General features: G+C 66.9%; 11 protein-coding genes. 6 read left to right on the forward strand and 5 right to left on the reverse strand.

Features of this window, described 5'->3' with window-relative positions:
* Positions 1–21 precede the first annotated feature (21 nt).
* The 3 genes from BMW90_RS19020 to BMW90_RS19030 are packed head-to-tail and all read left to right on the forward strand — an operon-like array spanning position 22 to position 2,892.
* A complete protein-coding gene (locus BMW90_RS19020) occupies positions 22–1,017 on the forward strand; it encodes an ABC transporter permease (protein ID WP_082154702.1) in 996 nt (331 codons plus the stop codon).
* Complete coding sequence (locus BMW90_RS19025) at positions 1,014–1,859, forward strand: ABC transporter permease (protein WP_048535576.1); 846 nt, start codon at positions 1,014–1,016, stop codon at positions 1,857–1,859. Before BMW90_RS19020 ends, BMW90_RS19025 begins: the two co-directional genes overlap by 4 nt.
* A gap of 40 nt (positions 1,860–1,899) precedes the next feature.
* Entirely contained in the window at positions 1,900–2,892 is a 993-nt protein-coding gene (locus BMW90_RS19030) for an ABC transporter substrate-binding protein (RefSeq protein WP_074838053.1), read from the forward strand.
* A gap of 46 nt (positions 2,893–2,938) precedes the next feature.
* Here the strand turns inward: BMW90_RS19030 and BMW90_RS27225 are convergent, their stop codons facing one another.
* The 3 genes from BMW90_RS27225 to BMW90_RS19045 form a co-directional block, all read right to left on the reverse strand.
* Complete coding sequence (locus BMW90_RS27225) at positions 2,939–3,739, reverse strand: copper chaperone (RefSeq protein ID WP_083416119.1); 801 nt, start codon at positions 3,737–3,739, stop codon at positions 2,939–2,941.
* Complete coding sequence (locus BMW90_RS19040; RefSeq protein ID WP_074838056.1) at positions 3,736–5,304, reverse strand: tyrosinase family protein; 1,569 nt, start codon at positions 5,302–5,304, stop codon at positions 3,736–3,738. Before BMW90_RS19040 ends, BMW90_RS27225 begins: the two co-directional genes overlap by 4 nt.
* A 167-nt stretch (positions 5,305–5,471) precedes the next feature.
* Positions 5,472–6,473, reverse strand: coding sequence for a class 1 fructose-bisphosphatase (locus tag BMW90_RS19045; RefSeq protein ID WP_053083416.1), 1,002 nt, complete (start codon positions 6,471–6,473; stop codon positions 5,472–5,474).
* A 191-nt stretch (positions 6,474–6,664) separates the two neighbouring features.
* Here BMW90_RS19045 and BMW90_RS19050 point away from each other — a divergent pair, with 191 nt between their 5' ends.
* Together BMW90_RS19050 and BMW90_RS19055 are read left to right on the forward strand one after the other, a co-directional pair.
* Positions 6,665–6,922, forward strand: a complete 258-nt coding sequence (locus BMW90_RS19050) for a type II toxin-antitoxin system ParD family antitoxin (protein WP_048535571.1) — start codon at positions 6,665–6,667, stop codon at positions 6,920–6,922.
* A complete protein-coding gene (locus BMW90_RS19055) occupies positions 6,912–7,265 on the forward strand; it encodes a type II toxin-antitoxin system RelE/ParE family toxin (RefSeq protein WP_074838058.1) in 354 nt (117 codons plus the stop codon). Before BMW90_RS19050 ends, BMW90_RS19055 begins: the two co-directional genes overlap by 11 nt.
* 2 nt (positions 7,266–7,267) lie before the next feature.
* Here the strand turns inward: BMW90_RS19055 and BMW90_RS19060 are convergent, their stop codons facing one another.
* The gene (locus BMW90_RS19060) at positions 7,268–8,491 is read right to left on the reverse strand and encodes a GNAT family N-acetyltransferase (RefSeq protein ID WP_074838061.1); all 1,224 of its coding nucleotides are present in this window, start codon (positions 8,489–8,491) and stop codon (positions 7,268–7,270) included.
* Positions 8,488–9,528 (reverse strand): phosphotransferase family protein, encoded by a 1,041-nt coding sequence (locus BMW90_RS19065; RefSeq protein ID WP_074838063.1) that lies wholly within the window; start codon positions 9,526–9,528, stop codon positions 8,488–8,490. The genes BMW90_RS19060 and BMW90_RS19065 overlap by 4 nt, the downstream gene beginning before the upstream one ends.
* A gap of 378 nt (positions 9,529–9,906) precedes the next feature.
* Between BMW90_RS19065 and BMW90_RS26760 the strand changes: the two genes are divergently transcribed.
* The coding region (locus BMW90_RS26760) for a hypothetical protein (protein WP_211568959.1) at positions 9,907–10,775 on the forward strand (869 nt) is incomplete at its 3' end.

Here is a 10,775-nt window from a genome sequence, read left to right on the forward strand (position 1 = left end):
CCGCGGTCAAGGAGGTGCACCATGACTGAAGCCGCAGCCGTCACGAGCGCCCGCGCCGCGTCGGGGACGCGGTGGGGCCTGCCGCCGGTGTTGGCGGTGGTCCTTGCGTTGATCGGCCTGTGGTATCTCGCCGTGGTGCCGATGAACGTGCAGGAGGTGCTGACCCGGGCGGAACGCGCCGGGGTGACCGTCCAGCCCGAGAGCGCCGTGGCGCGGCGCGACATGGGCACCTGGGCGCTGGTCGCCGGCAATCCGCATGCGCTCGGCGAAAGCTGGTCGCTCGACCGCCCGCGCCTGCCGGCGCCGCATCAGGTGGTGGCCGAGCTCTACAAATCGACCTGGGTGGAAGAGACCCGGGGCCGCCGCGGCCTGGTGAACTCGGGCAGCCTGTCGAACCGGGGCCTGCTGCATCACGCGCTGGTCACGCTCAACGCCACGCTGGTGGGTTTCCTGATCGGCACCGGCCTCGGCATCCTCCTGGCGGTGGGGATCGTGCATTCCCGGGTCATGGACATGTCGGTGATGCCCTGGGCCATCGTCAGCCAGACCATCCCGATCGTCGCGCTGGCGCCAATGATCATCGTGGTGCTCTATTCGGTGGGCGTTCAGGGCCTGCTGCCCAAGGCTGTGATCTCGGCTTACCTGTCGTTCTTTCCGGTGGTGGTCGGCATGGTCAAGGGGCTCAGGAGCCCCGACGCCATGCAGATGGACCTGATGCGCACCTACAATGCCTCGCCCGGCACGGTGCTGGCCAAGCTGCGGCTGCCGGCTTCGGTGCCTTATCTCTTCGCCTCGCTCAAGATCGCCGTGGCGGCCAGCCTCGTCGGCGCCATCGTCGGCGAATTGCCGGTGCAGAAGGGCGGGCTTGGCGCGCGGATGCTGGCCGGCAGTTATTATGGCCAGACGGTGCAGATCTGGTCGGCGCTGTTTCTGGCGGCGGCGCTGGCGGCGCTTCTGGTCTGGGCGATCAGCGCGGTCGAACGCCGGGCCTTGCAGCGGATGGGGATGGGCGCATGACACAGGTGATCGGAGCTCTGGCGGTCTGGGCCGCCGGCTGGCTGCTCAATCTTCGGCTGGCCAACGGGCCGGCGCATGACAGCCGCGCGGTGCGGCTGGCGGTGCCGCTGATCTTTGGCGCGACGCTGCTGGTGATGTGGGAGCTGATCGTGCGCGGCCTGGGCGTGCCGACGGTGATCCTGCCGCCGCCCAGCCAGATCGCCGCCACCTTTGCCGGCAACCTGGTGATGCTCTGGGGCGATTTCGTGCAGACCATCCTCAAGGGTGCGCTGGCCGGCTGGGTGATCGGCTGCGGGGCGGCCTTTCTGACGGCGCTCTTGGTCGACCGCTTCGACTACCTGCGCCGGGGGCTGCTGCCGCTGGGCAATTTCATGGCCGCCCTGCCGATTGTCGGCACCGCGCCGATCCTGGTGATGTGGTTCGGCTTCGGCTGGCAGTCCAAGGCGGCGGTGGTGGTGCTCATGGTCTATTTCCCGATGCTGGTGAACACCGTCGCCGGCCTTCAGGAAACTTCGGCCATGCAGCGCGACCTGATGCGCACCTATGCCGCCGGCTGGGGCCAGACCCTGCGCAGCCTGCGCCTGCCTGCGGCCTTGCCCTTCATCTTCAACGGGTTGAAGATCACCTCGACGCTGGCGCTGATCGGCGCCATCGTTGCCGAGTTCTTCGGCTCGCCGACGCTGGGGCTGGGATTTCGCATCTCGACCTCGATCGGACAGCTTGACCTCGGGCTGGTCTGGTCGGCAATCCTTGTGGCGGCGCTCACCGGCACGCTGGTCTACGGGATCATCGCGCTGACCGAGAAGACCCTGACCTTCTGGCATCCCTCGCAGCGGGGCTGACCGGCGAAACAATAAAACAAGTCCAACAGGAGAGACGATCATGAAACAGACCTTCCTTGCCGCCGCGCTGGCCTCGACGGCGCTCACCGGCGCCGCCCTGGCGCAGGATCAGGACGTGACCCTGCAATTGAAATGGGTGACCCAGTCGCAATTCGCCGGCTATTACGTGGCGCTGGAAAACGGCTATTACGACGACGAGGGCCTCAACGTCACCGTGCTGCCCGGCGGGCCCGACATCGCGCCCACGCAGGTGATCGCCGGCGGCGGCGCCGATGTGATCGTCGAATGGATGCCGGCGGCGCTGGCGGCGCGCGAAAACGGGCTGCCGCTGGTCAATATCGCCCAGCCGTTCAAGAGCTCGGGCATGATGCTGACCTGCTGGAAGGACGCCGGCATCGAAGGCCCCGAAGACCTCGACAACCGCACCCTCGGCGTCTGGTTCTTTGGCAATGAATACCCGTTCCTGTCGTGGATGAGCAGCCTCGGCGTCGCCACCGACGGCAAGGCCGAAGGCTCGGTCGAGGTGCTGAAACAGGGCTTCAACGTCGATCCGCTGTTGCAGCGCCAGGCCGATTGCATCTCGACCATGACCTACAATGAATATTGGCAGGTGATCGATGCCGGCGTCGCGCCCGAGGAGCTAGTGACCTTCAAGTACCAGGATCAGGGCGTCGCCACCATGGAGGACGGGCTTTACGTGCTGGAAGAGGATCTCGAGGATCCCGACTTCGTGGCCAAGATGGAGAAATTCGTCCGCGCTTCGATGCAGGGCTGGAAATGGGCCGAGGAAAACCCGGAAGAGGCGGCCATGATCGTGCTCGATTATGACGAGACCGGCGCCCAGACCGAAGAGCACCAGATCCGCATGATGGGCGAGGTCGCCAAACTCACCGCCGGATCGAACGGCGCGCTGGCGGAAGAGGATTACCAGCGCACGGTCGACACTTTGCTGGCCGGTGGCTCCGATCCGGTGATCACCAAGCAGCCCGAGGGTGCCTGGACCTCCGAAATCACCGACGCCGCGCTGAACTGAGCGGCACCGGGCCGGCCCGGCGGGGAACCTGCCGGGCCAGCCCGTCTCAGACCGTTGCGCCGGCGGTCTCCGGGTGCCGGCGGTGCGGCTGGGCCAGCCGGTGGCGCAGCAGGCGCAGGGCCCGGCGCGGCCAGCAGAACCGCCAGCCGGGCGGGCGCGGCGGCTCCAGCCGCTCGGCCCAGATCCAGAGCGACAGCGCCAGCATGACGGCGAAATGGCCGCCCGGCAGCATCAACCCCAAGAGCATCAGCGGCGCGCAGCTCGTCAGGCAGGCGCCGCCGCTGCGCGCCCCCAGCCACAGCGCGTCGCGCCAGAGCCGCGGCGCGAACCCGGCCAGAACCGGGCGGCGATGGCAGCGGTTGAGCGCGCGCTGTTTGGCCGGGCTGGCCTGCCAGAGCAGCGCCAGCCCCAACGCCAGCGGCCAGAGCGGCACGCCCGACAGCAGCCGCAGGCCCAGCGCCAGCCCGATCAGCCCGACGCCGGCCGCCATCCAGACGCCGAAATAGCCCGCCAGCACCAGACATTCGGCCACCGGGCGCAGATCGGCGAAGGTCCGGGCCCGGACATGGCCCAGCACCGGCAAGAGCGTCGGCAGCATCATCGCCGCCACCATCAGCGCCCAGCCAAGCGCCAGCGTGCCGGGCGGCACATAGGTGAAGAAAAAGCCGAGGCTCTCGGGCGAGGGTAAAGACCAGATCCGGCCCGGGGAACAGAGCGGGGATAGCGCCAGGCCGGTGTTTCCAAGCGCCAGAAGCCCCCAGGCCGGCAGGGCCAGAAGCGCGAGCGGCAGGGCGGTTCTCAGCCGCTCGCGCCGGGCCGGAGTGGTGATGCGGAGCCGGGCGGTCACTCGTGCTGCCGGTGGATGCTGACGCGGCCGATGTGGATGCGGCCGGCCTCGGGCACCGGGTCCAGCGGCACCAGCCGGACCGAGAGCGCCTCGGCGGTGAAACCGCCTTGCAGGTGCAGAAGGTCGACGATCTCGGTGATCTCCAGCGCGGCGTTCAGCCCGCTGCCGGCATGTTCGGCGTCGGGCGCGCTGGCCTGCCGCACACCAAAGAGCGAGACGGTGCCGGCCTTGTGCTGCGCCGCCTCGTCGCCGCCGGCCGGGCCGAGGAAGACATGAAACAGCGTCGCATCGTCCAGCCCGGTGATGTTTTCGAGGTTGAGAAACACCCGGTCCGGGGCGGAACGGGTGCCGGGATCGCGGCTGTCGGCCATGCGGGCGCGGGCGGCGGGATCGGTGCGCACCGTGGTACGCTGGGCCGCGCTGCCCGACAGCGAGAGGCCTTCGTCGCTGGCGCCGACCATTTCCGATTTGTTCCTATCTGCCATTCCGGCGCCTCCCGCGCGCTCCGCCATGCCCAGGGTCCGCATCCGGGTCTCGGCGGCCACCAGCACCGGCGCCGCGGCGCCCGGTGTCAGATCGTCGTAATCATAGCCCAGATCGGCGAGCTTGCGCATCATTTTCGGCGTGTAGGGCCAGGGGCTGCCGTCCGGTTTCGGCATGGCAAAGCCGCGCTGGCCAAGGCTCTCGGGCCCGTCGAGCCAGTCGAGGTTGTTGGGGTTGGTGAAATCGCTGAGATCCGCCTTGGGCTTGTCGGCGGGAAAGCGGTTCCAGCTCTCCCACAGCCGGTCGATGTTGCAATGGTGCAGGTAGAAGACCGGGTCGAGCGCGGCCGAAATCGGCGTCGACATCAGCCCCAGAAGCGGCCCGCCCTGAAACAGGCCGCCGTCGGGGTCGCGCCCGCCCACCAGCCCGTGCACGGTGTTGTGCGGCGCGGATTCGCAGCCGCCGTTGTTGCCGCCATTCCAGTTGAAGCCGGTCGAGGGCCCGCCAAAGCCGGTGCTGACGCCGCCACCCGGCCCGGTATAGACCGGATCCTGCATCGGCTTGAGATCGGTGGCGCTGCCCACGTCGAACGGGGTCTGCCCGCCCATCACGCCCCAGCGCTGCGCGACAAACAGCGGGTTGTCGCCCGTGCCGTCGGGCCAGTCGGGAGAGTGAAACGCCGGCGGCAGCAGGTTCTGGCCCTCGCCGAAATAATTCCAGTAGGGCAGGGCCCAGCTCTCATGCGGCCCGTTCTGCGCCTTGATCTCGGCGCGCAACACCTCTTCCAGCGCCAGAAGATAGCCACGGTGCCAGGGCAGGAAATACCAGGATTGGTGCTGGCACTGGTTCAGAAAGGTGCGGGTGAGCGTGGCGTCGGGGTCGGGCTCGGCGGGATCGGTCAGCCCGTAGTGATCCCAGAGATCGCGCCAGATGCCGTGGATCGCGCCAAAGAAATTCCAGCTGGTCGGCTCGGCCAGCGGCCGGGCCTTCATCGCCTTGACGGCGCGGGCATACCACAGGATCGGCGCGGCCCAGGGGTCTCCGAGATCAAAGACATTCTGACGGGTACGGGTGTCGGACATGGCAATATCCTTTGCAAATGCGATGCGGTCGATCGAACTGCCGGACAGCCGCGCCGAAAATGCGGCGCGGTTTATCTTACCGGTAGTGGTGCGATGGTAGCACAAAAACCGCTATAGTTGAAATCTATTTGCCCGGCCCCCATGTCGGGCCGGGCTCTGGCATAGGGTTATTTCGACAGATAGCCTTCGAGCGCCGCCACCTCGCCCTTGCTGCCAAAGAACAGCGGCACCCGGTCGTGCAGATGGCCGGGCACCAGATCGAGGATCGGCGTAAAGCCGTCGCTGGCGGCGCCGCCGGCCTGTTCCATCAGATAGGCGATGGGAAAGGCCTCGTAGGCCAGCCGCAGATAACCTTCCTCATAGCCTGGCCGGCGGTCGGCGGGATAGAGGAACATGCCGCCCGAGCGCAGCACCCGGTGGACATCGCCCACCGCCGCCGCGATCCAGCGCATGTTGAACTCGCGCCCGCGCGCGCCTTCGGGGCCGCGCAGCAGGTCTTCGGCGTAATATTGCAACGGCGGGGTCCAGCGACGGATGTTCGAGGCGTTGAAGGCGACAACCGAGGTCTCTTCCTTGATCGAAACCCCCTGATCGTCGACGTAGAACTGACCGCTGGCCTGATCGAGCGTGGCAATCGCCACGCCCTGGCCCATGGAAAAACCCATGTCGACCGAATGACCGAAGGAGACATAGCCGGCCGCGATCACCTCGCGCCCCGGCCGCAGAAAGCTCTCGCCGGCGGGAAAGACGCAGAACAGCGCCCCAAGGGGCGCGCCGATGCCGATGCTGCCGGATCCGTCGATCGGATCCATCGCCACATCGAACAGCCCCTCCGGGTCGAGCGCGATCACCTCTTCGGATTCCTCCGACAGCACCCGCGCCACCGAAACCTCGCGCAGCGCCTCGATCAGATAGTCATGCGCCGCCATGTCCAGCGCCTTTTGCTTGTCGCCGGATTCATTGGTGCCGACGATGGCGGTGGGGTCGCCGGGCAGGCGGCCCTGACCCAGCCGCGCGGCCAGCGGTATGGCGGCGCGGGCAAAGGTGCGGATCACGCCGGCGAGCGCCTGCTTGCCGGCATCCTCCCCCGCCTGATCGGCCAGAAATTGCGTCAGTTTCGGCGCGGCGATCTCGCCATCGGCGGCGAGCGTCATCGGGGGCAGGGTCATGGGGCTCCTCTGGGGGCTGGCGTTTTGGCCTGAATACCGGCTTGGCCCGGTGACGCAAAGGCAGCCGCGCGAGAAAAATCCCGATTGCGTCTCCGGCGCCAAGGCGCCGGCGCCACGGCTGCACCCCGCGCCATTGACCGGGGCCGAGGTGAGGCCATATATACTACTCAGTAGCATAAGGGAGCCCGTGGATGAGCGTGAAAGCATCGATTTCCCTGACCGAGGCGCAGGAGGCCTATGCAAGGTCGCTGGTGGCCGAGGGCCGCTATGCAAGCCTGAGCGCGGTGTTGCAACAGGGGCTGGAACTGTTGCGCAACCAGTCGGAAACCAGCGATGCCCTGCGCGCGCTGCTGGCGGAACGGCAGGCCGGCGGCTTTGTCACGCCGCAAGAGGGGCGGGCCGGCACGCAAGAGATGATCGCGCGCAAACGGGCCGAACGTGGCCTATGAGGTGCTGCGCGCGGCGGCTGTCGCGCGCGATCTGGAACTGATCTTCGATTTTCTCACCGAAGTCGCCGAAGGGTTCGGCGAAAGCCCGGACCGCGCCTTTGCGCTGGCCGAGGCCCGGCTGGCCGAGATCGAGCGGGCGCTCGACGCGCTGGGCCGCGCGCCGCATCAGGGCACGCTGCGGCCGCATCTGGGCCAGGCCGTGCGCAATGTCACCAAGGGCCGCGCGGTGATCTACTTCGACACCGACGACGACCGCCGGATCCTGCGCGTGCTCGCGGTGTTCTTTGGCGGGCAGGATCACCACAGCCACATCCTGTTGCGGCTGTTGTCAGGCGGGCCGTAACGTCAGGACAGCACCCGGGCGAGCTGGGCGCAGGCCTTCATCGCCGCCTCGGTCTTGCCCTTTTGCAGGAACTCTTCCATCCGCCGCAGCGCCGCCCCGGCGCAGATGAAATCAAAGGCCAGCGCCGGGTCATAGTCCGTCCGCTTGATCTCGAAATACAGCACCGGCGTGTCGACCGCGCCATAGCTGTACTTGTAGCGTTCGTTGCCGTGGCAGAAATCGTAACAGATCAGCCCCTGGTCGATCGCCCAGTCGATGCTGTGGAAATGCAGCAACTGGCCGATGCCCTTTTCCTCGGCCGCGGGATCGCGGCCGCCGGCGATGAAATGCGCCACGCCGTTGCGCCGGTCGATCACATGGCCCAGCGCGCCCAGCGGCCGGTCGCCTTTCCACAGGATCGGCAGGAAGACGGCGCCGATCTCATGCGCGGCGGTCAGCACGTCACGGTAGTTGCCGGCAACCCGGTCGGCGGTCTTTTCGCCCTTCTGCGGCTGCCAGCGCAGCTTCCACAGGCCGATCATCACGTCGAGCGCCTCGGCAAAGCCGGCGCCGTCGGCCCGGGTGATGTGCATGGCACCGCTGTCGAGGTGGTCGCGTTTCAGCCGGGCGTATTTCTGCCGGCGGTTGGCGCTGACCTGATTGGCCAGATAGGCCGGAAAGTCCTCGGGCAGGTCGACCTGCGGACAGACCAGATTGTCGGTGGTTTTCCTGTTGATCAGGTATTCCTTGTAGCTGACGTCGAACCCCTTGGCCGCAAAGGCATCGGTGAACAGCCGGCAGCGCCGGTCCTGCGCCACGTAGCGCATCGAGAATTTCATCCAGGGCATGCCGGCCAGGTGATCGGTCACCGCGCGCAGGGCGGCGGCCTCGTGTTCGGGGTGGCACAGAAAGCCGGTGTATTCGCTCCAGAGCAGCCGGCCGCCGGCCTCGAGCTCGGTCTGAAACTCGGCGCGGCTGCGGCTCCAGTGCGTCCGGTATTTCAGCGGCAGAAGACAGAGCACGCGGCCCGGATGGCGCGGGTCTTCGGCCACCAGCACGGTCCAGCGATAGGGATGGGCGCGAAACGCCTGCGCCATCCATTCCCAGGTGAGAAAGATCGTGGCCTCGGGGTCGCGGGCCTGCAATTCCTCCCAGACCGGGCGCAGCGCATCGAGGCCGGCGGGGGTGTCGACAAGGCGCACGGCAATGGCGCTTGCCTCGGCGGGGGTGGGCGATTGCAGGGTCATGCGGTCACCGTTTCGGCCTGACGCAGGCCGTCCTTGAGAATGTTGAGAAAGACCGTGCCGGTCTCTTCGAAATCGCGGCCGATCGGCGCGGTGTCCGGGCGGCGGCTGGCGAAATAGGCGCCGACGCGACAGATCTGCACGGCGAATTCCGGGTGCACCCCGGCATCGTCGTATTTGCGCACCCGCGCCTTGGCGATCCAGCCGCGCTTGCGCGCCTCCTTGACGATCAGCTTGAAGCGCTGGATGCAATGAAAGGTCAGGTAGAACGCGAGATAATCGAGATAGGCGTCGCGGTCATGGCCGCAGCCGGGATCGAAACAATCGATCACCACCTGTTCCATCGCCGCCGGGCTCAGCGGCCAGGCCTCGTCGCCGATCAGCCAGGCGATGTCCTCGGCACCGTGGCGGGCGCCGGAATATTCGAAATCGAACCAGCGCAGCCGGCCGTCGGTGCCAATCGCCGCATTGCCCGACCGGCAATCCCATTTGACGAATTGCCGGCCGGGAAAATCAAGTCTTGTGGCCAGCGCCGCATGATCGAGCCCGGCGCTGCGGCCGCGGGAAAACTCGGCCAGCGCGGCGGTGGACTGGACCAGGTTGTCGATCCAGTCGCGGTTCTGCCCGAGATGCGGCAGCGCGTTCTGCAAGGCCTGCTTGCGCCCGGCCTCCTGAATGCGAAAGATCGCCGCAACCGCTTCGCCGGCGAGGGCCAGGCGGCGCTCCGGCGTGGCCTCGGCAATCGCGAGGTTGAGCCGCTCGCCGCCGACATCCGACTGGAACATCAGCTCGCCATCGACGCCCAGGCATTCCGGCGTGTCGCCGCAGTCCTGCGCCAGCCGTTTCAGCACGAAGGCCTCGAGATGGGTGCGGCGGAAGTTCGGGCGCAGGGTGGCGATCACGGTGCGATCCTCGAAGATCAGCCGGTAACTCGACCGGCCCGAGCCGCCGGGCGCGGTGGCCCGCACCACTTTCTGACCAAAAAACCTTTCCGCCCGGTCGACGATCCCGGCAATGCGCTCCTTGTGTCGGCGTTTCATTCCCTACGGCGCCCCCATTTCCAACTCTGTTCATTTGACTTTAATGCCGACCTGCGTAACCGCGCTTCGCGGCAGGATTAGGACAAAGTCTTGGCAATTGCGTCATTGCCGCGGCGCGAATCGCGAAATTCGCGGAATGGGCCCGTTGGCCATTGGCCGCGATTTTCGCGACAATCCCCTGCCGGCGCCGCCGTCGTTTCCGAAACGCGCGCAATAATCTGAAAATATAGGGGAAAATCATAACTCTTTTGCGACAAGAGTCGCGGAAGGATAGCTTCTTCACGTTGGGGAAAACAGAGGCGTAAGTGGGGCCGGTCAGCCGGGATCGGTGCTTTTGGGGGCCGCACGCGGAGATTTTTGAAAGGATACGTCAGCGACATGACCGACATTAATGATCCAGGCGATACAATTTACGAATTTGATCCTAGCGGCGGCACCAAGGGTTCGGGAACTGGTGGCTCGGGAACCGGCGGCTCCGGCAGCGGCGGCAGCAAAGGCTCCGGTTCCGGCGGTTCGGGATCCGGTGGCTCCGGCAGCGGCGGCAGCAAGGGCTCCGGCTCCGGCGGGTCGGGCTCCGGTGGTTCCGGCAGCGGCGGCAGCAAAGGCTCCGGTTCCGGCGGGTCGGGCTCTGGTGGGTCGAAAGGCACTGGTGGCAGTGGCAATGACAAGGCAAGCACGACGAAAGCCTATCACAACGGGGGCGTCGAGGGAGACGGCTATTCCGAGTGGTACGACGCCAACATGGCCGATGAGTTCAAGACCGAGGACAGCGCGCCGGAAAGCTTCGTGCTCGACCTGAGCGACGCCGGCGCGGCCTTTGTGCTCAACGTGACGACCTCCGAGGACGGCACCCAGATGGGCAGCGTCGAATTCCAGGATGCCGATGGCAACCCGGTTGCCTGGGGCCACTTCGGCAACGTCAGCGAGATCATCCTGCCGGATGATCCGACGAGCTACTTCTATACCGAAAGCGATTTCGAGTTCATTGGCGAGCACGGCGAAGGCAAACCGCCGGAAGTCTCGCTCGACGCCTATCTCTCGGTCGCGGAAGAGGGCGACGAGACCGGCGGCACCAAAGGCTCCGGCACGGCGGGATCTGGCACGGGCGGCAGCAAGGGCTCCGGCTCCGGTGGCAGCAAAGGGTCCGGCTCTGGCGGTTCCGGCAGCGGTGGTTCCGGTTCCGGCGGCAGCAAAGACTCCGGCTCCGGTGGTTCGGGCAGCGGCGGTTCCGGCTCGGGTGGCAGCAA

Source organism: Marinovum algicola (genome assembly GCF_900109145.1).
Taxonomy (GTDB): Bacteria; Pseudomonadota; Alphaproteobacteria; order Rhodobacterales; family Rhodobacteraceae; genus Marinovum; species Marinovum algicola.

What these genes read in the sequence shown, in the direction of transcription:
- BMW90_RS19020 (WP_082154702.1), top strand. Translation starts at nt 22, where the DNA reads ATGACTGAAGCCGCAGCCGTCACGAGCGCCCGCGCCGCGTCGGGGACG.
- BMW90_RS19025 (WP_048535576.1), top strand. Translation starts at nt 1,014, where the DNA reads ATGACACAGGTGATCGGAGCTCTGGCGGTCTGGGCCGCCGGCTGGCTG.
- BMW90_RS19030 (WP_074838053.1), top strand. Translation starts at nt 1,900, where the DNA reads ATGAAACAGACCTTCCTTGCCGCCGCGCTGGCCTCGACGGCGCTCACC.
- BMW90_RS19040 (WP_074838056.1), bottom strand. Translation starts at nt 5,304, where the DNA reads ATGTCCGACACCCGTACCCGTCAGAATGTCTTTGATCTCGGAGACCCC.
- BMW90_RS19045 (WP_053083416.1), bottom strand. Translation starts at nt 6,473, where the DNA reads ATGACCCTGCCCCCGATGACGCTCGCCGCCGATGGCGAGATCGCCGCG.
- BMW90_RS19050 (WP_048535571.1), top strand. Translation starts at nt 6,665, where the DNA reads ATGAGCGTGAAAGCATCGATTTCCCTGACCGAGGCGCAGGAGGCCTAT.
- BMW90_RS19060 (WP_074838061.1), bottom strand. Translation starts at nt 8,491, where the DNA reads ATGACCCTGCAATCGCCCACCCCCGCCGAGGCAAGCGCCATTGCCGTG.
- BMW90_RS19065 (WP_074838063.1), bottom strand. Translation starts at nt 9,528, where the DNA reads ATGAAACGCCGACACAAGGAGCGCATTGCCGGGATCGTCGACCGGGCG.